Source organism: Pseudoxanthomonas sp. UTMC 1351 (genome assembly GCF_040948865.1).
Lineage (GTDB): Bacteria > Pseudomonadota > Gammaproteobacteria > Xanthomonadales > Xanthomonadaceae > Pseudoxanthomonas_A.
In genome coordinates this window covers 220,247-241,541 of record NZ_JAVGJT010000013.1, presented here as the reverse complement: position 1 = coordinate 241,541, position 21,295 = coordinate 220,247, and the positions used below count along the sequence as shown (strand labels likewise).

Annotated in this window: 21 protein-coding genes and 2 pseudogenes; 12 read left to right on the top strand and 11 right to left on the bottom strand. The window is 61.6% G+C overall.

Annotated elements, in window-relative coordinates:
- Nucleotides 1-36: 36 nt before the first annotated feature.
- Together AB6O04_RS11000 and AB6O04_RS10995 are read left to right on the top strand one after the other, a co-directional pair.
- A pseudogene (locus tag AB6O04_RS11000) lies at nt 37-135 on the top strand (glutathione S-transferase); the annotation flags it as partial.
- Between the two features lie 198 nt (nt 136-333).
- On the top strand, nt 334-1,320 hold the full coding sequence (locus tag AB6O04_RS10995) for an LLM class flavin-dependent oxidoreductase (protein WP_368563925.1): 987 nt from the start codon (nt 334-336) through the stop codon (nt 1,318-1,320).
- 111 nt (nt 1,321-1,431) lie between these two features.
- Here AB6O04_RS10995 and AB6O04_RS10990 read toward each other — a convergent pair whose 3' ends face one another.
- From AB6O04_RS10990 to AB6O04_RS10980, 3 genes are all read right to left on the bottom strand, one after another.
- Entirely contained in the window at nt 1,432-3,045 is a 1,614-nt protein-coding gene (locus tag AB6O04_RS10990; RefSeq protein ID WP_368563924.1) for a carboxylesterase/lipase family protein, read from the bottom strand.
- 236 nt (nt 3,046-3,281) lie between these two features.
- Nucleotides 3,282-4,463, bottom strand: coding sequence for an NAD(P)/FAD-dependent oxidoreductase (locus AB6O04_RS10985; RefSeq protein WP_368563923.1), 1,182 nt, complete (start codon nt 4,461-4,463; stop codon nt 3,282-3,284).
- 5 nt (nt 4,464-4,468) lie between these two features.
- Nucleotides 4,469-5,026, bottom strand: coding sequence for a YaeQ family protein (locus tag AB6O04_RS10980; protein ID WP_368563922.1), 558 nt, complete (start codon nt 5,024-5,026; stop codon nt 4,469-4,471).
- A 313-nt stretch (nt 5,027-5,339) separates the two neighbouring features.
- Here AB6O04_RS10980 and AB6O04_RS10975 point away from each other — a divergent pair, with 313 nt between their 5' ends.
- Both AB6O04_RS10975 and AB6O04_RS10970 read left to right on the top strand, forming a co-directional pair.
- On the top strand, nt 5,340-5,543 hold the full coding sequence (locus tag AB6O04_RS10975) for a cold-shock protein (protein WP_368563921.1): 204 nt from the start codon (nt 5,340-5,342) through the stop codon (nt 5,541-5,543).
- Nucleotides 5,544-5,869: 326 nt separating this feature from the next.
- A complete protein-coding gene (locus tag AB6O04_RS10970; RefSeq protein WP_368563920.1) occupies nt 5,870-6,079 on the top strand; it encodes a cold-shock protein in 210 nt (69 codons plus the stop codon).
- 244 nt (nt 6,080-6,323) lie between these two features.
- Here AB6O04_RS10970 and dbpA read toward each other — a convergent pair whose 3' ends face one another.
- The 4 genes from dbpA to AB6O04_RS10950 form a co-directional block, all read right to left on the bottom strand.
- Nucleotides 6,324-7,700, bottom strand: a complete 1,377-nt coding sequence (gene dbpA, locus AB6O04_RS10965) for an ATP-dependent RNA helicase DbpA (protein ID WP_368563918.1) — start codon at nt 7,698-7,700, stop codon at nt 6,324-6,326.
- A gap of 187 nt (nt 7,701-7,887) precedes the next feature.
- Nucleotides 7,888-8,322 (bottom strand): barstar family protein, encoded by a 435-nt coding sequence (locus AB6O04_RS10960; protein WP_368563917.1) that lies wholly within the window; start codon nt 8,320-8,322, stop codon nt 7,888-7,890.
- The gene (locus AB6O04_RS10955; RefSeq protein WP_368563916.1) at nt 8,319-8,903 is read right to left on the bottom strand and encodes a ribonuclease domain-containing protein; all 585 of its coding nucleotides are present in this window, start codon (nt 8,901-8,903) and stop codon (nt 8,319-8,321) included. The genes AB6O04_RS10960 and AB6O04_RS10955 overlap by 4 nt, the downstream gene beginning before the upstream one ends.
- 8 nt (nt 8,904-8,911) lie before the next feature.
- The gene (locus tag AB6O04_RS10950) at nt 8,912-9,655 is read right to left on the bottom strand and encodes a YbaY family lipoprotein (RefSeq protein ID WP_368563915.1); all 744 of its coding nucleotides are present in this window, start codon (nt 9,653-9,655) and stop codon (nt 8,912-8,914) included.
- A 54-nt stretch (nt 9,656-9,709) separates the two neighbouring features.
- On the opposite strand from AB6O04_RS10950, the gene AB6O04_RS10945 reads away from it, so the two are divergent.
- Both AB6O04_RS10945 and AB6O04_RS10940 read left to right on the top strand, forming a co-directional pair.
- On the top strand, nt 9,710-10,945 hold the full coding sequence (locus AB6O04_RS10945; protein WP_368563969.1) for a ZIP family metal transporter: 1,236 nt from the start codon (nt 9,710-9,712) through the stop codon (nt 10,943-10,945).
- Nucleotides 10,946-11,006: 61 nt separating this feature from the next.
- The gene (locus AB6O04_RS10940) at nt 11,007-11,759 is read left to right on the top strand and encodes a glutathione S-transferase family protein (RefSeq protein WP_368563914.1); all 753 of its coding nucleotides are present in this window, start codon (nt 11,007-11,009) and stop codon (nt 11,757-11,759) included.
- A gap of 280 nt (nt 11,760-12,039) precedes the next feature.
- On the opposite strand, the gene AB6O04_RS10935 is transcribed toward AB6O04_RS10940, so the two are convergent.
- On the bottom strand, nt 12,040-13,815 hold the full coding sequence (locus AB6O04_RS10935; protein ID WP_368563913.1) for a M14 family metallopeptidase: 1,776 nt from the start codon (nt 13,813-13,815) through the stop codon (nt 12,040-12,042).
- Nucleotides 13,816-13,944: 129 nt separating this feature from the next.
- Between AB6O04_RS10935 and AB6O04_RS10930 the strand changes: the two genes are divergently transcribed.
- The 3 genes and pseudogenes from AB6O04_RS10930 to AB6O04_RS10920 form a co-directional block, all read left to right on the top strand.
- Nucleotides 13,945-15,528, top strand: a complete 1,584-nt coding sequence (locus AB6O04_RS10930) for an oligopeptide:H+ symporter (RefSeq protein WP_368563912.1) — start codon at nt 13,945-13,947, stop codon at nt 15,526-15,528.
- A 9-nt stretch (nt 15,529-15,537) separates the two neighbouring features.
- Entirely contained in the window at nt 15,538-16,155 is a 618-nt protein-coding gene (locus AB6O04_RS10925) for a rhomboid family intramembrane serine protease (protein WP_368563911.1), read from the top strand.
- 85 nt (nt 16,156-16,240) lie between these two features.
- Nucleotides 16,241-16,702 (top strand): annotated as a pseudogene (locus tag AB6O04_RS10920) (hypothetical protein); the annotation flags it as partial.
- Nucleotides 16,703-17,020: 318 nt separating this feature from the next.
- On the opposite strand, the gene AB6O04_RS10915 reads toward AB6O04_RS10920, so the two are convergent.
- Nucleotides 17,021-17,224: a hypothetical protein gene (locus AB6O04_RS10915; protein WP_368563910.1), complete on the bottom strand. Its 204-nt coding sequence runs from the start codon at nt 17,222-17,224 to the stop codon at nt 17,021-17,023.
- 183 nt (nt 17,225-17,407) lie between these two features.
- Here AB6O04_RS10915 and AB6O04_RS10910 point away from each other — a divergent pair, with 183 nt between their 5' ends.
- From AB6O04_RS10910 to cfa, 3 genes are all read left to right on the top strand, one after another.
- Entirely contained in the window at nt 17,408-17,686 is a 279-nt protein-coding gene (locus AB6O04_RS10910) for a GNAT family N-acetyltransferase (RefSeq protein WP_368563909.1), read from the top strand.
- 128 nt (nt 17,687-17,814) lie between these two features.
- Nucleotides 17,815-18,612 carry a DUF4163 domain-containing protein gene (locus tag AB6O04_RS10905; protein ID WP_368563968.1) on the top strand — a complete coding sequence of 266 codons (798 nt, stop codon included), beginning with the start codon at nt 17,815-17,817 and terminating at the stop codon, nt 18,610-18,612.
- 9 nt (nt 18,613-18,621) lie between these two features.
- Nucleotides 18,622-19,740, top strand: coding sequence for a cyclopropane fatty acyl phospholipid synthase (gene cfa / locus AB6O04_RS10900; protein WP_368563907.1), 1,119 nt, complete (start codon nt 18,622-18,624; stop codon nt 19,738-19,740).
- 389 nt (nt 19,741-20,129) lie between these two features.
- Here the strand turns inward: cfa and AB6O04_RS10895 are convergent, their stop codons facing one another.
- Both AB6O04_RS10895 and AB6O04_RS10890 read right to left on the bottom strand, forming a co-directional pair.
- Nucleotides 20,130-20,585 (bottom strand): cytochrome c, encoded by a 456-nt coding sequence (locus tag AB6O04_RS10895; RefSeq protein WP_368563905.1) that lies wholly within the window; start codon nt 20,583-20,585, stop codon nt 20,130-20,132.
- Between the two features lie 7 nt (nt 20,586-20,592).
- Nucleotides 20,593-20,979 (bottom strand): cytochrome c, encoded by a 387-nt coding sequence (locus tag AB6O04_RS10890; protein ID WP_368563967.1) that lies wholly within the window; start codon nt 20,977-20,979, stop codon nt 20,593-20,595.
- Between the last annotated feature and the right edge of the window lie 316 nt (nt 20,980-21,295).

Here is a 21,295-nt window from a genome sequence, read left to right as displayed (position 1 = left end):
CGGATCGAAGAGCAGCGGAGCAAGCTCCGCTCTACAAAGTATCCGCACCTGCAGAACTTCTTGCAGCGCATCCACAAACGCCCGGCGTATCAGCGCGCCTTGGAGCAGGGCGGACCGTTCGACCTGCTGAGTTGAAGCGTCCCCATATTGGCGAACGTGTCGTCTCACTCGGCGGAATATCTGGCGGATCGCATCACTGATGTAGCGTGTGCTGTGCTCACGCTGCAAGTGCGCTGGCCAACACTGGCTGGAAGGAATGCTGAGTTCCATTGACTGCGCTGGAATCGCCGCGTTGCGGCCCCAGATCAGCCGAATCGTTCCAGCGGAGGCGCCATGATTCCTTTTTCCCTGCTCGACCTTGCTCCCGTCTGTGAAGGCAGCGATACCACGCACGCGTTCGCCAACATGCTGGATCTGGCGCGGCATGCCGAACAGTGGGGTTACCAGCGTTATTGGCTGGCCGAGCACCACAACATGCCGGGTATCGCCAGCGCAGCCACGGCCGTGCTGATCGGTCATGTGGCCGGCGGCACTTCCACGATCCGCGTCGGCGCTGGCGGCATCATGCTGCCGAATCATTCGCCGCTACAGGTTGCCGAGCAATTTGGCACGCTGGCGTCGCTCTATCCTGGCCGCATCGACCTGGGCCTGGGCCGCGCGCCCGGCACCGACCAGGCCACGGCATGCGCGCTTCGCCGCTACTTCGACAGCGCGGAGCAGTTTCCGCAGGATGTACAGGAGTTGCTGCATTATTTTGACCCAGCGCAGCCAGGGCAGGCCGTGCGTGCCGTGCCAGGTGCGGGCATCGAAGTGCCGGTATGGCTGCTGGGTTCCAGTTTGTTCAGTGCGCAACTGGCGGCATCGTCGGGTCTGCCATTCGCGTTCGCTTCGCATTTCGCGCCTGACGCGATGGACCAGGCATTGATGATCTATCACCGCGACTTCCGCCCATCCAGACACTTGGGCAATCCGTATGCGATCTTGGCTTTGAATGTGGTCGCGGCGGAAACGGATCAGGAAGCGCGCCGGTTGTTCACCACTCAGCAGCAGGCTTTCGTCAACCTGCGCCGCGGCAAGCCTGGCCTAGTGCCACCGCCGATCGACGATATCGAATCGTTCTGGCTGCCGCACGAAAAGGTGGGCGTGGAACAAGCCCTGGCGTGCGCGGTTGTCGGCAGCGCGGAAACGGTACGCCGCGGCATTCGCGATTTCATCCAGCGCCATCGGCCGGATGAGGTGATGCTGACAGCGAATATCTTCGATCATCAGGCGCGGTTGGCGTCATTTCGGATGGCGGCTGAGGCGATGGCAGGACTGTAATTTCGGGCGGGGAGGTCACTGAGATCTTTGAATCGGCCTCTTTTTTTGCCACTTCATGCAAGCATGGCAATGGTGGGTCGAGACCCGCCCTACGCTCTTGCACAGCGAACGCTACATGGTTCCCCGTTGTACAAACGGTGCTTGCTCATACAGCTTGCGCTCGCCACCACGCGGGTCGTCGAGCATGCGGGTGCTGTCATCGAACACCATCGTTTCTCTGGCGGGCAGGGTATAGGGCTTCCATTCGGGATTATCCGGATGACTCGGGTTGCCGCTGCGGGCGAAGGCCAGTAGCGCTTCGCTCATGCGATCCGCCATGCGTTGGGCGTCCACGCCAGTGCCGGTCTTCGATCCTTCCGAATGGATGTTGTCGAACACCAGCGGAATATCCAGCGTATGGAATGCACGCCGCTTCTCGTCGACCGATCGCCCCCAATCCAGTTGATAGACGAATGCCGGTGCACCTTGCTTGGCGCGTTCTTCGGCTTCGATCACCGCACCACGCCAGGAACGTCCGGCAGTAGTGGCAGCGAAAAATACTTCCGAAGGCGTGTAGTCCGGATACAGGCGGCGGTACTCGGCGATTACGGCATCTGGCGACAGATCCACATACTGTTGCTCGCGCAGCTTGGCCGGCAGTTGCTCCCATGTCAGCGCGAAATTGGCGGGATCGCCGCCCAGGAATGCTCGGGTTTCGTCGCGTGTGTTGCCGATGATCATGGGCACTTTCATCGACTGCGCCGGTGCATCGGGGTAGAACGGATGACGCGGTAGCGTTCGCGAATCCAGCACGGGACCGAAATACAGGCTGGAGTTTTCCACCCGTGACGGATCACGCACGGTCGAGGCTTCCAGTAGTCGCTGCATCGGGATATTGCGCAACTGCTCCGACTGTTCCGGTTTCAACCCCAGCGCGCCCAAAAACAGCTCGCTGCGCTGGCTCGCTGCGCGCGGACCGGCAGCGGTGACCTGCTGGCCACTCATCGTCATCGCCTTGTGGAAAAGACCGTCGGCTTCCGGCATGGCCATTAGTGTCGCGATCTTTGCGCCGCCACCGGATTGGCCGAACACGGTGACGTTGTTCGCGTCCGCGCCGAACTCATCCGCATGTTCGCGCAACCATTGAAGCGCCTGGATCAGATCCAACTGCCCGACATTGCCCGATTCGGCGAAATCCGGGAAACCAAAATCCCCCAGGTACAGATAACCGAACAGGTTGAGACGATGGTTGACGGTGATCACCACCACGTCACCGCGCCTGCACAGGTTGACGCCGTGGTACAGCGGGCTGGAGCCGGAGCCGTTGTTGTAGCCGCCACCGTGAATGTAGAACAGTACCGGCCGCTTGCCGCCATCCCGCAGGGCAGGGGTGAAGACGTTGAGGAAAAGACAATCCTCGCTGATGGGCTGATCATCGGCGTCGCCGCGTTGTGGTGCTGAAGCGCCAAAGCGAGTTGCATCGCGAACACCTGTCCAGGCGATTTCCGGCAGTGCGCGTTGAAAGCGGCGCGTCGAAGTGTCAGCGCCATAAGGCACACCCTTGAACACATGGACGCCGCGGTCGCGATAACCGCGGATGCGACCGCTGCGGGTCGTGGCGGGCGGCTGGGTGTCGGCGGTGTACCCAATAGATGCGAATTGGGTCAGCGCGACGCCGGCGCTGAGCAGTGAAGTCTGCCGAAGGAATTTGCGGCGATCAGGGTCAGGCGGGGCGGAGTAGGGCATGCAGGCAGACACCAAAGCGAAACGGTTTGACACCGGTTACCTTGAGCCTAGCAAACCTTTTCGCAGGAAGAATGTGGCGGCGCGTCAGAACCAAGCCTTCAATCGTTGGGGATGCGGCGCAGTTTCTCGTAGAGCCCAGCTTGCTCGGCTGCCCTTCGTATGCATCAACCAAAGAGCAGCGGAGCAAGCTCCGCTCTACGAGAAGCGCAGCGCCGGCGTTCCTCTCCTGAAGGCGCTCAGACCGCCATGCCGGCGGCGTGGCCGGAAGCCCAGGCCCATTGGAAGTTGTAACCACCCAGCCAGCCAGTGACGTCCACCACTTCGCCGATGAAGTACAGCCCCGGAACGCGCTTGGACATCAATGTGCTGGAAGACAATTCGTCGGTATCCACGCCGCCCAGCGTGACCTCGGCGGTGCGATAGCCTTCCGTGCCGCTGGCGACCAAGGGCCAGGCGCCCAGGACTTCGGCTATCTCGCGCAGCTGCGGTTCGTTGTATTGCTTCAGCGGCCGGTTCGGCAGCCAGAGTTCGCACAATCGCTGGGCGAAGCGGCGCGGCAGCACGTCGGACAAGACGGTCTTCAGTTCCGCCGCCGATCGTTGTTTTTGCTGTTCCTTCAGCCACGCCAATGCGTCCTGGCCGGGCAGCAAGTCCAGCCGCAGATCGTCGCCTGGCTGCCAGTAGGAGGAGATCTGCAGGATGGCCGGGCCGCTGACGCCGCGATGGGTGACCAGCATGAAGTTGTGGAAGCTTTGTTGATGGCAGGTGGCGGTAACTGGCAGCGCTACACCACTCAGGTCCTGCAACCGCTCCTGGTGCTTGCCGGTGAGCGTCAGAGGAACCAGGCCCGCGCGGGTTGGCAGTACGTTGTGGCCGAACTGGCGCGCCAGTTCGTAGCCGAACCCACTGGCACCCATGCTGGGAATGGACAACCCACCACTGGCGACCACCAGCGCCGGCGCGGCGAAGCTACCGTGGCTGGTATGCAGGCGGAAGCCATCGTCGGTCCGCTGCACGCGTTCCACGGTGCATCCGGTTTCGACACTGACCTGCGCGGCGGCGCATTCGTCCAGCAGCATCTTGACGATCAGCTTGGACGATACGTCGCAGAACAGCTGCCCCAGTTCCTTCTCGTGGTAAGCGATGCCATGGCGCTCCACCATGCCGATGAAATCCATTGGGGTGTAGCGTGCCAACGCCGATTTGCAAAAGTGCGGATTGGCGGACAGGAAATTGGCCGGCGTGGTGCCGGTGTTGGTGAAATTGCAGCGCCCGCCGCCGGACATCAGGATCTTCTTGCCCACGCGGTTGGCGTGGTCGATGACCAGAACACGCCGCCCCCGCTGGCCGGCGGTCAGCGCGCACATCAAGCCGGCTGCGCCACCGCCGATGATCAGCACATCGTGGGTAACCGCCATCAGGTTCAGGTCGACTTGGTGGTACCGGCCTGGCGCGTGACCGGTCGCAGTTCCACGGTGGCGGTTTCGCTATGCCAATGCATCTCGCCATCCTGGATCATCACGCTCAGCCGCATCCCACGGATCATTAGTTCGGTCAAGGCTTCCACCGATTCGGAGGGGATATCCAGAACGGTCAGGTTGCTGTGGCGGGCGAAGGCGGCCCTATTACGGTCCCACCATAGGTCGGCCGCGCGGCCGCCGTAGTTGACCACCACCACCTCGCGGGCACGCCCGCAGGCTTTGCGGACCCGCGACTCGTCGGGCTGGCCCAGGTCTATCCATTGCTCGATCTCGCCGGTATAGGCTTTGCGCCAGAGGTCGGGTTCTTCCTCGTTGCTCAGGCCTTTGCCGAACTCCAGCCGCTCGTCGGCGTACAGGGCGAAGGCCAGCAGCCGCACCATCAGCCGCTGGTCGGTCTCGGAAGGGTGCTGGGCCAAGGTCAGCGCATGGGTGCCGTAGTAATGGCGGTCCATGTCGCTGATCTGCAGTTCGGCTTTAACGACGGTGGCCTTGAGCGCCATGGGAAACCCGGGAAAGAAGGGGCGCCATGATAAGCCGGACGGCCTTCCCGTCGTTCCGCGGTGAGCCGGCAGGGACGAAAATGACTGGAACCCGTCGCCGTTAACAAAGTTTTTCCAAAATAGTCGCTTTTGTTCCAGAACCCGGGTAGAGTGCCTCCACTGTGCTTGCCAGGGTCACCGTGAATCGTGAGCCTGATGCGGTAGATACATCTGCTACATCTTCCCGCTTTACCAACGCCTGCAACTCAGTCTCGGACCGGAATTCTCCGGCACCCGCGATATATTTCCAATCATGTTCCAGGAGTTAGTAAAGATGGCAAACGGTACCGTTAAGTGGTTCAACGATGCGAAGGGTTTTGGTTTCATTACCCCTGAAGATGGCACGGCAGACCTGTTCGTGCACTTCCGCGCGATCCAGGGCAGCGGCTTCAAGTCGTTGCAGGAAGGCCAGAAGGTAGAGTACACCGCCGTGCAGGGCCAGAAGGGCATGCAGGCCGACAACGTAACACCGCTGTAATCCAGCGCTGAGCTTACGTTATCCAAAACGCCGGGGGCGCAAGCCTCCGGCGTTTTTGTTTGAGGAATCGACCAAACATCAACAAAATCAATGCAAAAGCGCCCATGGGCGCGAGTTCCTTGATTTTGCAAAACAGTCGCTTTTGTTCCAAAGCAGAGGTAGAGTGCCTGCACTGTGCTTGCCAGGGTCACCGTGAGTCGTGAGCCTGATGCGGTAGATACATCTGCTACATCTTCCCGCTTTACCAACGCCTGCAACTCAGTCTCGGACCGGAATTCTCCGGCACCCGCGATGTATTTCCACCTATGTTTCAGGAGTTAGTAAAGATGTCAGATCGTCAAACCGGTACCGTCAAGTGGTTCAACGATGCGAAGGGTTTTGGTTTCATCACCCCGCAGAGTGGCCCCGACCTGTTCGTGCATTTCCGTGCGATTCAGGGCAGCGGCTTCAAGTCTTTGCAGGAAGGTCAGAAAGTGAGCTTCGTTGCAGTGCAGGGCCAGAAGGGTATGCAGGCCGACGAAGTCCAGCCGCTGTAATTCAGCGCTGAGCTTGGTAGCTTGGTTATCCAAAAACGCCGGGGGCGCAAGCCTCCGGCGTTTTTTATTGGAAATGCAATCCACGTTGAAATGCTCGATGTGGGAGATGCGTCCGTAGGAGCGGCGTCCCGCCGCGAGCTCTTTGTCGGGTTGCAGGTGGGTCACCGAAGAGCTCGCGGCGGGACGCCGCTCCTACAGAGGCCGCCTTTTACATTGGTTTGGAGCGAGGCGACGCGGTGGTCGGCTAGAGCTTCCGCACCCGGAAGCTGCGGCCCTTGATCTTGCCTGCGTTGAGGCGAGCCAGGGCTGCGTTGGCCTGTGAGCGCTGCACGGCTACGTAGGAGCGGGTGGCGAAGATGACGATCTTGCCGATCGCGGTGCCCGGCAGCCCGGCATCGCCCGTCAGCGCACCCAGTACATCGCCTGGCCGCAGCTTGTCGGTCTTGCCCGCATCGATTCGCAAGGTAGTCATGGCGGCGGGTGGAGCACTGTTTGCCTTGGGCGCGGCCGGGATGGTCCGTTCCCAGCGCAGCGGCCGGCCTTGGCGGGCTTCGATGGCCGCGGCGCGAGGCAATTCGCGCGAGGTGCACAGGCTCAGCGCCAATCCTCCGCGGCCTGCACGGCCGGTGCGGCCGATCCTGTGCAGGTAGGTGTCGGGATCGCTGGGCATGTCGTAGTTGATCACCGCCGCCAGGTCTTCGATATCCAATCCGCGCGCGGCCACGTCGCTGGCGACCAGGACATTGCAGCTGCGGTTGACGAAGCGAACCAGCACTTCCTCGCGGTCGCGCTGTTCCATGTCGCCATGCAGGGCCAGCGCTGAAAAGCCGAAATGCTGCAGCGAACCGGCCACTTCGTCAGCATCGCGGCGGGTATTGCAGAACACAACGCACGATTCCACGCCCCGGTCGGCCAGCAATCCCGCCAGCGCGATTTGCTTCTTGGCGGGGTCCACTTCGTAGAACCGCTGATCGATTTCGCTGGGCGGCTCCGCATTGCCAACCGTCACTTCCACCGGATCGCGCAGCGCGGTGCGGCTTATCTCGCGCACTGCGTCGGCAAAGGTGGCGGAGAACAGCAGGCTCTGCCGTTCCTTGGGCGTCTTGCCGATGATCTCCCGGATCGGCTCCTCGAATCCCATGTCCAGCATGCGATCGGCTTCGTCCAGCACTAACATCCGCACGCCGGCCAGATGTAGCGCTTTTTTGCGCATGAGCTCCTGGATGCGGCCGGGCGTGCCGACCACTACCTGCGGATCGTGCACGGCCAGCGAGCTCAGCTGTGGCGCGAGCGGCAGGCCACCGCATAGCGTCAGGACTTTCAAATTAGGAATGGCGACGGCCAACTTGCGAATCTGCCGGGCTACTTGGTCCGCCAATTCGCGGGTGGGGCACAGCACTAGCGCCTGCGTACGGATCAGACCGGGATCCAGTCTGTTCAACAGGCCCAAGCCGAACGCGGCGGTCTTGCCACTGCCGGTCGGTGCCTGCGCAATCACGTCGCGGCCCGCCAGGATGGGCGGCAGGCTTTCGGCCTGGATCGGAGTGGGGTTGGTATAGCCGAGGGCTTCGACGCCCTGCAGCAACGCGGGCGTCAGCGGGAAAGAGGTGAAATCGTGCATGCGACATGATCGCAGATTGGGGCTGCGTACGTCGGGATGGATGTCGGGCAGTTCAGATGCCGACCATACTGTGGGAGCGCCGTCTCGGCCGTAGGAGCGCCGTCCCCGGCGCGAGCTCTTCCCGTCAGATCGCGTCAACGGCAAAGAGCTCGCGCCGAGACGGCGCTCCTACGGTCAGAGGTGGCTCCTACTCCATGTCCGGAAAGTCTTCCTCAGGCAGTGCCACAAACGCCCAGAACGGCACCTCCTGCTGAGTCCATTGGCGCGATGCTTCGTCCAGCACATCCAGTAGCGTGTCGAAGTCGCTTTCGTGCTGTGCGCGAAACTCATGGGCTTGTTCGAAGAGCAACACATAGCCCTTTGCCGGCAACCACGACAGGTCGCGCAAGCTGTCCGACAGCGCGTCCCAGTTGCGGCCGGATGTCTGAGGGAAATCCAGCACGGTCGCGATCCGCAACAGCAGCGCCGCCTTGGTGTCGCAGCCGGACAGATCGATGCGCCGTACGGCCAAGCCGGCATCGCGACCTACGACGGTCAACGTGTCCAGATCCTCGTTGGCAACGAAGAAGACGCCCGCCTGCGAAGCGTCGTCCAAGCCCGGTTCGAAGCCGGATTCGCTCATCGTTGCACTCCTGGGTTGCCGATCTCGGTGTTGCCTCTCTCAAATCGGCGGAAGCTTTCGTAGTGGTCGTCGGTGTAGTAGTACTCGCGCGGAGGTTGCCCGCCGGTGACGATGCGTCGTGCACCGCGATGGCTCAACCCGGGTGTGTCCACGGTGTACTCGCGGTAGTAGCCCTGCGGTTGACGAGGCAGGCGCCCTTCCCGATTGCCGAACACGCTGCCGTCCTCCCGATGTGGGAACGGCCCGCCTTGCGCGATCAGCCGCAGCGTCTGGCGCGCTTCAGGCGGCAGGAAAGCGGGCAGGGCGTCAGCCCCGTTTGCTGCAGTAGCTGTGGGCGCGGTCGCTGGAGTAGCCGGCGCGATGGCCGGTCCTGCCGAGTCCGGTGGCGGCAAAGGCAAAGGTTCACTGTGGAGGCCAGGTTCCGACGTCGTGGAAACAGCGGGCGATTCGGCGGCGGGCGGAGCTTCGCTGCGCTGCCGCTGCCAGAACCAACCAGCCACCACTATGGCCAGCAGAATGATGGCGATCAGCGCGGGTTTGGCCGCACTGGATTTCTTACGGGATCGGGAACGTGAAGGCATGATCGGTCTCAATCGAACAAAAAGCGGCCGCAGCCACGATAGGTCTGATCGCTGATGGTCAGCGTCATGGAAGCGGGATAAACGACATCGCTCATGCCGTCGCTGCAGGTTTCCTTGACGATCTTCAGCGAGACGGCAAGACCGTCCGCGGACTTTCCGCGGAAACCATCGGTGAGCACTTCGGTGCGGGCGACATCGATCTTGCGTTCGCCATAGTCCAGTTCGGCGTGCAGCGACGGTGATTCACCGCGGCCGACTTCCACCAGCCAGCCCGGTTCGGTACCGATGCCGCGAAAGCCGATGCCGCGCGATTTGGCGTCATCCCAGGGCGACGATGCGCGCACCATGCGCAATTCAACCGGATCGCCGCTGGCAGGTACGACGGGCGTAGGGGTGTCGGTGACAAACCACAACGTACCTTCTGCATCGCGAAGGCTGGCGTGCAGCCCGTAGCTGCCGTTCTCTCGCAGTTTTCCAGCATCAAAAGGCAGAGCGAACGCAAACGGCGGTCCCTTGGCGTCATACACCTGGGTCATGGCGATCACCGCTTCCGGCGTATCTGCCAACTGATTGTCGATCAGTTGTACCGTCAGCGTCGCGCCGGGCGGGGCAGCGATGCGCTCCCGATAGATCGCGTGGCCCTGGATGGCAGGCGGTGCGTCCGGTTCAGCGGGTTTGGGCGTGTCGGATTGATTGGATTGGCAACCAGCCATAGCGATAACGCCGGCCATCAGCAGAATTCCGCTTCTCATGTCGCTCTCCTTCAAATACAGCCCAGCAGGATAGCGCGGTGGGCGTTGAGATTTGTGTACGCGCCGTATGCCGGCAACGACTGTTCGGTTTGGCGGTACGGTGCGCGTCCCGTCAAGACATTAAGTGGCGATGGCACGACTCACCGCGACTCGCGCATTGGTGCCTGGATCGCGAAGTCGGCCGATTTCGCCAAGCCGGTGCTGCGGCGCCTTTGCGATATCGAACAAGCGGTGGAATGGACGGCCGAGGCAAACCGCGCAACTGGATATACATGGAACGATGAATCGTCGCCATTCAGGCGAGCGATTGGTCCGTTGAAAACGACGGGCGTAGTATCCAGCTGGGCGCTGCTGCTCCTTGTCGGAGCAGCCGGCGACCCGTCGAATGCAGTGGAGTTCGCAATGAACCGTGTCCTGCAACCATGGGCGTATACCCAGGCGTCGGCCTGGTGGCCATACCTGACAGCGTTCGCGGTCATCGTGCTGGGCTGCGTGTGGATGCTGTTATGGACCGCCACGCCGGAGCTTCGCGCCGATGGCGTTTGGAACGGTTTGCGCGGCGGCGCGTTGTGCGGACTGGCGACCGCTCTGGGTGCGTTGCCGGTGCTGGTCGTGCGCGCTCTTCCCCAGCGACTGGCGGATGGCTTGCTGGGCTTCGGCGCCGGGGTAATGCTGGCCGCTACTGCATTCTCATTAGTGCTGCCGGGGTTGGAATCCGCTCAGACGTCGGGTTATTCGCCGTGGGGCGCCGGTTTCCTGATCAGCGCAGGCATTTTGTTGGGTGCACTGGCGCTGTTGGGGCTGGACCGGGTGCTGGTGGAAGACCCCTTGGATGCTCAACGCCAGTTGGTGTCTTCGCGCGTGCTGGTCTTCGTACTGGCCATCCTGCTGCACAACATCCCGGAAGGCATGGCGGTAGGCGTCGCGGCCGGAGGCGGTTTGCCCGAGGCCGGCAGCTTGGCGATGGGCATCGCGCTGCAGGATATCCCAGAAGGTTTGGTGGTGGCATTGATCCTTGCCGGTGCAGGCATGGCGCGCGCCAAGGCGGTGTTCATTGGCGCCTTCTCCGGCGTCGTGGAGCCCGTCGCCGCGGTTCTCAGCGCTTGGGCGGTAGGTATTTCCTCGCTGCTATTGCCTTGGGGCCTGGCATTCGCCGCCGGCGCCATGTTGATCGCGGTGGGCCATAGCGTAATTCCCGAATCCAACCGCCATGGCCACGGCGTGTCGGCATCTTTGGGTCTGGCGGTCGGCTTCTGTTTGATGATGCTGCTGGATACGGCCCTGGGCTGAGCCCGCTTGACCGCTGGCCGCGGCGATCGCAGGCTGCGCCGTCCGCAGAAGGAGTGCCCACATGAGCCAACCCTTGAAGATCATCGGCAACTACATTTCGCCTTATGTGCGCAAAGTGCTGGTGTGCCTGGAACTGAAAGGTGTCGCGTACGAGATAGATCCCATTGCGCCTTTCGTTGGCGACGAGCGTTTCTCTGAGCTCAGCCCGTTGCGGCGCATTCCGATATTGATGGATGGCGATCTGGTGTTGAACGATTCCACGGTGATTTGTGAATACCTGGAAGACCGCTACCCGCAGCCTTCGTTGTACCCGCGCAATCCTGCAGAAAGAGCCCGCGCGCGCTGGCTGGAAGAGTACGCCGATACCTACCTTGGCGAGGTAGTGATCTGGGGCATGTTTTTCCAGATCGGCGTCAAACGGTACGTGTTTGGCGAAGCGACCGACGATGAAGTGGTGAGCAGGGCGCGCGATAAAGAGTTGCCTGTAGCGCTGGACTATCTGGAACGGCAGCTGCCGGCCGAAGGCCATGTATTCGGCGATCTTTCCATCGCCGATATCGCCATCGCCAGTTTCTTCCGCAACGCGGCCTTCGTGCGCTATGCCATCGACCCGCAACGCTGGCCGCGCACCGCGGCGTTCGTGGAGCGCACGCTGGCGTTGCCCGCCTTCCAGAAACTGGCCGAATTCGAGAACCGCACGGTGCGCACGCCGTTGGACAAACAGCGCGAGGTGCTGGCCGAAATGGGCGCTCCGCTGACCGCGGAAACATTAGGCAATGCCGCACCGCGCCGTGGCGTGATGCGGTTGGAGTGATGCTTGGGTGAGGCTATGGTAGAGCCGAGATCCAAAGTTGGTTGTCAATCCGTCATGGCAGCAGCATCGGCATAGCGTCCTTGCGGGAGTGACGTAAGTCGCGACGTTGATGTTTCCGGTCGCGACTCACCGGCACCAGCATGCCGGCACCACTCCCACAAGAAATTCGTCCGCGCCTTGGTAGAGCCGAGCTTGCTCGGCTGCTCTTCTCAACGCGCTCTACGATCTCCTGGGGAATCGTGCGCCCCGAGCAGCGGAGCATGCTCCGCTCTACGTGGAATCATTGTGGCGTGCTTACCGCACGCATCACCGGATACAGGTTGTAGCGTTCGTCCCACGACGAATGCTTGCGATAGAAGAATTGCAACCGCGCGGCAGGGCTCTTGGCGAACTCCGCGTCGTTCTTCAGTCGCTGCTCGAACTCGGCCTTTACCGCTGGGTCCTTTAGCATCTCTCTGGCAACTTCTTCGGCGACGTAGTCTTCCATGTATTCCTTCTGTTCGAAGGCATTGTTGAACTCGCCCCAGGACAGCAACGAATCGGGCGCCAGTGGTTCCAGCAGCGCCATCACCAGTCGCGATTTCGGCTGCGCAATCGGGACAAACAGCGAACCCGCGGGTATCGCACGCGTCTCGGGCTTCCATGCGCCTTCCACGGTCAGCCGCTGATGGCTTTCCACCGATTGCGGGGCGAAGCTGGCCTTGCTGGCACGGAACGCTTCGACCTTGGATTGCGAGGCGTTTGCCAGCTTGCGGAACTTGACGCCGTGCTGTTGCAGCTTGGCGCCCACCCAGGCGGCATGTGCGGCTGGGATCAGATAGCCGGCCTTTGGTGCGGGGACAACGACACTGGGCTGGACGTTGTCGCGCAGCGGAATCTTCCAGATTTGCGGTTTGCTTTCGTCGTAACGCGTCATCAGCGCGCCGGAGATTTCCGAAGGTGTGCGTGTGTAGTCGTAGCCGCGGAAATCGATCAGCCGTGATTCGGCGGTAGCGGCATAAGCCAGCGGCGCGTCTTGGCCGGCGAGCTCCGATGCACGGGCGTCCGCGGCGTCAGCCAGTTTGCGCCACTCGGCGCCATGTTCGGCGGTACGTTCCAGCACTGAGATCACGGTATTGCGCGTGATCCGCACGCGTACCGGATATTCCTTCCACGAGTGTGTTTCCACCAACATGCCAAGGCGGTTGCGCAGCAGGAAATAGCCGTGCGAAAAACGCGGCGGTGGCGCGCTGTCTTCGAAACCCGACGCCGGGTCGTCGGTAACGACGAACGAAGGATAAAACGGCAACGGCAACGATCCCTGACCGGCAAGATCGGCGATGACACCGTCGCGCAAGGCCCGGCCACTGACGCGCAGCGCTTCGTCTCCGGCATACACAGGTTCGACTTGGATGGAGACGTCGTGTTCGAACTTGGCGCCATTGGTGACATGCAGATCGACCGTTACTACTGGGTCCCATGTTTCGACCAGCTGCAGCATTGCCTGCATCTCGGGCGCATCGGCTTTCAGGTAGTCGCGGTTGAGATTGAAATTCTGCGCGGTGGTGCGCCAGCCCATTTCCTCCGGTCCACGCTGGTTGGGTCTGTTCCAGGCGCCGAAGCGCTCATGTCCATCAACGCTGAATACCGGCACGAACACCCACACCAGCTTGTCCAACGCGCCGGGTGCGGCTTTGCCGTCCAATACCTCGCGTAGCGCGAGGAAACCTGCATCCTTGCCATCGATTTCGCCGGAGTGGATGCCGCCCTGGATCAGTACCACCGGCAGGCCGCGGCGCCGAGCCTGGTCAGCCGTCAGCGCGCCGCTGGTGGAGGCCACCAGCGCCTTCATCGGTCGGCCCTCAGGTGATGTGCCGAAGCTGATGCAACGCACTGCTTTGGGATAACGCTTAGCGAAAGCATCGCAGAGCGACAGTACTTCGTCGTAGCGGCCGGTCTGGAGGAAGCCCGAACGTTCGGCCACGGTGGTCAGATCGGGGGACGCTGGCGCTTGGGTTTGCGCAGCGGCGGGCAAGGTCAGAGCGAGCAGCAGAGCTGCACAGAGCAATCTGGGCATAAGGGGGGCAGGAGGGAATAATGTGACTCATCATGCCTGTGAACCTGCGCCGCGCCCAGCATGACTGAAGAGGTTCGACCCCTCCCGGCGGATACGGTAACCTTCCAAAACTTTGCACCGGAAGATCGGATGAGCACGACGATTGACGCCCCCCAGCCGGGCCGCTTGCCCCGCCAGATTCCTTACATCATCGGCAATGAGGCGTGCGAGCGGTTCAGTTTCTACGGGATGCGCAACATCCTGGTGCCGTTCCTGGTCAGCAGCATCCTGCTGGCCTACCTGCCCGAGGCGGACCGCGAGGGCACGGCGAAGGACATCTTTCATACCTTCGTCATCGGTGTGTACTTCTTCCCGCTATTGGGTGGTTGGCTGTCCGATCGCTTCTTCGGCAAATACAACACCGTGCTGTGGCTGTCGCTGGTCTACTGCGTTGGCCACGCCTGTCTTGCGCTGTTCGAGGAGAACCGCACCGGCTTCTACACCGGCCTGTTCCTGATCGCGTTGGGCTCCGGCGGAATCAAGCCGCTGGTTTCGGCCTTTGTTGGCGACCAATTCGACCAATCCAACAAGCATCTGGCGAAGATCGTCTACGACGCGTTCTACTGGACCATCAACTTCGGGTCGTTCTTCGCGTCGCTGCTGATGCCGATCTTCCTGCGCAATTATGGGCCGGCGGTGGCGTTCGGTATTCCCGGCGTTCTGATGTTCATCGCCACGTTTATCTTCTGGCTGGGCCGCCACAAGTATGTGAACGTGCCGCCGTCGGCGCCCGAGCCGGATTCGTTCCTCAATGTCGTGCGCAGCGCGTTGTTCGGGCCGGCGCCGGGCAAAGGTCTTGGCACCGGCTTGGCAATCGCCGGCATCGTGCTGGCAGTCGCATCGCTGGGGCTGATTCCAGCCATGGGTTTCGTCAAGGCGGTGCTGATAGGGCTGGGCTTACTGATAGCGCTGGTTGGCCTCGGTGCCTCGATACAACTGGACCGTGCGCGCGATTCGCACCCGGCGTCCGCTATCGACGGCGTCCGTGCGGTGCTGCGTATCCTGATCGTGTTCGCATTGGTGACCCCGTTCTGGTCGTTGTTCGATCAGAAAGCCTCGACCTGGGTGCTACAGGGACAGACCATGCACATCCCCCACGAAGCATGGTGGTGGCCAAGCTGGTTGGTGGTGACCGCGGGACAGATGCAGGCGTTGAATCCGATCATGGTCATGCTGCTGATCCCTTTCAATAATCTGGTGCTTTATCCATTGCTGCGGCGGATGGGCTTCGAACCGACCGCATTGCGGCGGATGGGCTTCGGTATCGCTTTCTCGGGCCTGGCCTGGGTGATGGCAGGCGTGATCCAACTGTGGATCGACGGAGGCGACGCGGTGTCGCTGGCCTGGCAGATACTGCCGTATCTGCTGCTGACGTTCGGCGAGGTATTGGTATCGGCGACCGGGCTGGAGTTCGCTTACAGCCAGGCACCGCGTTCAATGAAGGGGACGATCATGAGTTTCTGGTTGCTGTCGGTGTCCTACGGCAACCTGTGGGTGCTGATGACCAACGCGGCGGTCCGCAATGAAGCGGTGATCGGGCAGATCGCCAGCACCGGGCTGAGCGAGAACGCGTTCCTGACGTTCTTCTTCGCCGGTTTCGCCTTCCTGGCGGCCTTGGCGTTCGGGCTATATGCGCGGCGCTATCCGATGCAAGACCACTACCGCGCAGCTTGAGGAAACCGAATGTCTTCTTCGCCGATCACTTTCATCCTGATCGCGGTCACCTGTGTGGTGACGCTGCTCGCGTTCAAGAATCCAGCGTTGGCCGGCCGGCTGATCCTCTGGCCGCCAGCGATAGACCGCCACAAGCAGTACGACCGGCTAGTGACCTACGGCTTTATCCATGCCGATTTTTGGCACCTGTTGTTCAACATGATCACGTTGTTCTTCTTCGGCAGGGTGATGGAAGACATCATCACCGAACTCAGCGGCAGCCGGTGGACCTTTGTCGCGTTCTATTTCGCCGCCCTGGTGGTGTCGATCCTGCCGACTTACCTGAAGCACCAGAAAGATCCCAATTACCGCAGTTTGGGCGCTTCCGGAGCGGTTTCCGCGGTGCTGTTCGCCTTCATCATGATCAATCCCTGGGCGCGCATCGGGGTGTTCTTCATTCCCATGCCGGCGATCGTGTTCGCGGTGCTGTATATCGGCTACAGCATCTGGATGGACAAGCGCGGCGGCGACAACATCAATCATGGCGCGCACTTGGCGGGTGCCGCATTCGGCGTGTTGTTCATGCTCGCCATGGAGCCGCGAGTGCTGGCGCACTTCCTGCAGACGCTATTGCGACCTGGCGGCTGATGCTTGCGGCAGTGGCGCGAAACACTCACTTTATCTGAAGGTTGACCATGTTATTTCCGGTGCGGTGCCATCACTGGAGAACGACATGGCTACAGCCAAAGCACGCAAATCGGCGGCAGGCGATTCGCCCGTAGAAAAGAAGCGCGTCGCCAACAAAGCCGCCACCAAAAAAGCCGCTTCCAAGAAAGCTGTCACCAAGAAAGCTGCCACCAAGAAAACTGCCGCCAAGAAGACCGCCCCCAAGAAGACCGCCCCCAAGAAGACCGCCCCCAAGAAAGCCCCCGCAAAGAAGCTGGCGACCAAGAAGACCGCCGCAAAGAAAGCGGCGACCAAAAAAGCTACCGGCAAGACCGCCGCCAAGAAGAGCTCCACGCGCAAGGCCACCGCCAAGAAAATGGCGCCGCCAACGACCGCAGCCGCCAAGCGTTCGACGAAGAAGACCGGAGCGACCGCGGCGAAGAAGTCATCCGCCGGGACCGCTAAGCGACCCAGCAAGGCAGCGGCAAAAAAATCAGCGGGCAGGAAGGTTGCCAAGAAGCAGACAGCGCCCAAGCGCGTCACGCCCAAGCAAGCAACTGCCAAGATGCGGGAGCTGTTGGAGCAGAAGCAGGAGCATGATCGCGAGCCGCAACCCTGGCAGGCCTTGGATACGCCAAGAAATGGCAGCGGCCAGGACGTGGGAATCCAGTCGACCGAGCCCGCCAAGATCACAGAGTTGCATGCGGCCGAGAGCCGGGAGAAAGCTATTCAGGGCAGCATGAGTTCCCAGGACCGCCGCAATCAGGGCAAACGAGACAATCGCTGACAAGCCAGCAGCAGACAGTGCCGCATGGGACGCGGCGGCGGCGCAGCAGGTGGGTTCGCCTCAGCCGACCAGGCTGTGCGAGGTCTTGGCGCTGCCGATTTCCAGCCCGGCGTACGCCGACAACAAGCGCTCGTAAACCGCGTTGTTGAGGCGTTCGAATTCCCAATCGTGGGTGTGGCCGGTGATGGTTAGCTGATACAGGCCTTCCAGCAGAGTGAAATCGTTGGGATCGGCAATGTTCGGCTGGTTGTCGATGAGGCTCATGGCAGGTTCCCGAAAGCATGGAAGGGTGTTGGGTGAGCTGACGCATCAACCGTGCCAACTTCTGCTTTTCGCCCGGATCGCTTGTTTTGCCTCGTGAGGGCTGCCTTCACGATGATGAATGTGACGTGGTGCGTCCTATTTTGCCGCTGGCGTACGTCAACATCCATGCCTCCCAGGAACGATATGACCGATCTCAACATCCAGCACGACACGACCGCCCAGCGGTTCCTTGTCCGAATTGAAGGACACGAAGCAGAACTTGTGTACCGTCAGGGCGGGGGCCAGATGGAAATCGTCCGCACCAGCGTTCCTGAGGCTATTGGCGGCCGCGGGATCGCGGCGCAGTTGGTGAAGACTGCGCTGGACTTTGCGCGTGCCGAAAAGTGGCAGGTAAAACCTACTTGCTCCTACGCCGCCGACTATGTCCGCCGGCACCCGGAATATGCAGATATGGTGGATTGACTATCGGTGACCTTGGAGACGCGCGACGCGGCAGCATAAACTGTCTGCCACTAAGCGGAAGGAGCCCGATCGTGAATTTTCATCTCAAACATGCGCTGCTGAGGCATGCGCTGCTGACTTCGGCGTTGATGCTCGTGCTGGCAGGCTGCAAGCGCGAAGAGGCCACACCCGCGGCCACTACGGCGCAGCCGAAGTCAGCAGAGCCCGTGCAGGTGCCGACCGTGGCGGACCCCGCGGTTCCGGTCGAGCTGAAGGATGTGATCGAGACCAATGACCGCTACGCCATCGGCATCAGCTATCCACCCAACATCAACCAGTATCCTGGGTTGGCCAAGGTGTTGGGAGACTATTCGAGCGCAGCGCGCGCCGAGCTGATGGAGGCGGTGGAGGCTTTCGGTAACGATAAGCCCAGTGCTCCCTACGAGCTGTCGTTGAGCTTCGAGCAAGTGGTGGAAACGCCACAACTGGTGGCGGTAGCGGCAGATGGCAGCCGTTACACGGGCGGTGCGCATGGCCAGCCCCTGATTGCGCGTTTCGTCTGGTTGCCGCAACAGAACCAGTTGCTGACCGCGGCGCAACTGGTGCCGCAGCCGCAGAACTGGAAGCCCATCAGCGACTACGTGCGCCTGCAACTGCTTACCGCCGCCGAAGCGCGTGCGGCGGCCGACGATCTGGATCCGGCTGATCGCGTCGAGCTGATGAAGACTTCTACCCGCATGATCGATGAAGGCACCCAGGCCAATGCAGAGAATTTTTCCGAGTTCGTGCCGGTATTGAATGCCGAGGGGAAGATCGCGGCACTGCGCTTCGTGTTCCCGCCTTATCAGGTAGGTCCTTACGCGGACGGCACGCAGACGGTGGATGTGCCCGCTGAGGTGCTGCGGCCACATATCGCACCCGAATTCGCCGGTTTGTTCGCCGGCTGAGTGCCGCCCATGCCGCACGCACGCTTTGAACAACGAGTTGGCGGCTTGCTAGCCAAAGCGGATGTGCGAATCAACGGCGCCCGGCCGTGGGACATACAGGTCCATGATCCGCGCTTGTATGCGCGGCTGTTGGGGCAGGGTTCGCTCGGCTTGGGCGAAAGCTACATGGATGGCTGGTGGGATGCCGAGTCGCTGGATGGCCTGATCCACCATTTGCTGGAAGCCCGGCTGGACGAGCACGTGCATAGTGCGGGCGAAGTATGGGATGCGCTGCGCGCCCGTTTGCTGAATCTGCAATCGCCTGATCGCGCGGTTGAGGTGGCGCGCCGTCACTACGACTTGGGCAACGACCTTTACCGCGCCATGCTGGGAAAACGATTGGTATACAGCTGCGGCTATTGGCGCCAGGCACAAGACCTGGATCAGGCACAGGAAGCCAAACTGGACCTGGTCTGCCGCAAATTGCAGCTAAAGTCGGGCATGCGAGTGCTGGACATCGGCTGCGGCTGGGGCGAAGCATTGAAGTTCGCAGCCGAACGCTACGGCGTGAGCGGGGTAGGCGTGACCATTTCGCAAGAGCAGGCGGAATTTGCCCGCGAGTTATGCGCAGGGCTGCCTATCGACATTCGCCTGCAAGACTATCGCGAGCTGGACGAACCTTTCGATGCCGCGTTCTCGCTGGGCATGTTCGAACATGTGGGGGTGAAAAACTACCGTACGTATTTCGAAGTCGTGCGGCGCTGCCTGCCGGCCGACGGCTTGTTCCTGCTGCACACTATTGGTACCAACCGGTCGGTACACCGCACCGATCCCTGGATCGCGCGCTACATTTTTCCCAATTCGATGCTGCCGTCAGTCGCGCAGATTGCGCACGCTGTGGAAGGTTTGTTCGTGATGGAAGACTGGCATAACTTCGGTACCGACTACGACCGCACCTTGCAGGCATGGCGCGCGAACGTGGAACGCGCATGGCCGGCGCTGGATGGGCAATACGATGAGCGGTTCCGCCGTATGTGGCGCTACTACCTGGCTGCATCCATGGCCACCTTCCGCAGCCGTCGCTCGCAGCTATGGCAAGTGGCGCTGTCGCCGCGCGGAGTACCAGGCGGGTACATCGCGGCGAGATAGTCGTTTCCTACGTTTTTTGCAAGCGCATTCAGGCTGATCAATTTTTGATCAATCTGCTTGACAGGCTCGCCGCATCAGGCGCGCACGAGGTTATCCACATGTTTGTGCAGCAACCATCCACATGGGCTGTGGACAACTTCATCACGTTTTTTTTCTTGTAGGAGCAACGTGAGTCGCGAATGGGCGTCCAGAATCGATAACAGCCTGTTCGTTTGCCCACTGGACGCGCTGCGGCGCGTTCTTCATTGCGCTGTACTCGGGGGCTATCGAGGCGCCATCGCGACTCACGTCGCTCCTACAAAGCTTCGATCCGCCACACCGGCAAGCACCCAGCAAACAAAAACGGAGCCTTGCGGCTCCGTTTTTCGTATTCGACAGCTAAGCCTCGATCAATGCACGTTATGCAGATCGCGCAACTGGCTGGTGCGCGAGCCGAAATAGGCGGCCAGGTCGGAAATATCCTGATCGCTGAGATTGGCGGCCTGGGGACTCATCAGCGCATGTTCGCGATCGCCGGCACGGTAGGCCTGCAACGCGTGCGCCAGGTAGTCGGCGTACTGGCCGCCCAATTTGGGGTAAGTGTCGTCGATAGGTGCATTGCCTTCGGCACCGTGGCAGTCAACGCAGCTCTGGCCAGTGGCCTTGCCCTTGGCGCTGGCCAGCTGTTCGCCAGCGGGGATGCGGCCCTTCGGCAAGCCTGCGGAAGAACTGGAGCCGTGCTCACCCGTGCTGTGGCCGGGGTCTTCTGCGGCGGTCTCGGTGGTTTCCACCTTGGAACATGCCCCCAGGGCGAGTGCAGCGAACAGGGCGATGGCTAGACGCTGGGCGTGCTTGGCGTTGGGCATGAGAAGGTTACTTGACGGTGGAAAGGAAAGCGGCGATGTCGGCGATGTCCTGCTCCGAGAAGCTCTGAGCCTGGGCCTGCATCGTGGGGTGCTTGCGGTTGCCGTTCTTGTATTCGGTCAGCGCGCCGGCCAGATATTCGGCCGACTGCCCGCCGATGCGCGGCACGTGGAAGTTGGGGTAGGCGTTCTTGTAGCCCGCGATGCCGTGGCAGCCCTGGCAGGTGTAAGTCAGCAGATGGCCCTTTTCGGGGTTACCCACCAGCGGCAAGGCGGCGGGCGCGCTGACAGGAGCGGCGGCGGCTTCGGCGGCAGGCGGGGTCTGCGATTGAGCGGTCAAGGCGGCCAGCGAAAGGGCGGCCAGGGCAAGGCAAGCGGCGAGCGGCAGCGGTCGCATCATGTCGTATCCGGAACTCTCTAAGATTGCGCGCGCCACGTACAACCGCGGCGCTTGGCTGGGGCAAGTATAGCGTGCAGCCCGCAAATGCCGCTATCCGCCGGACGGCGGCGCAGTCGCGAAGCTTGGCGCTATGATTCTCAAGGGCACTGAAATGTGCTTGCAGGTTGCAGTTTCTTTCATCGCAATGGGGATGTCGGTCTTGACCAGGAACCGTAGGAGCGCCGTCCCGGCGCGAGCTCTTCGCCGTTGTCGCGACCTGACAGCAAAAGCTCGCGCCGGGACGGCGCTCCTACCCGGTTGCCCCTGAACGCGC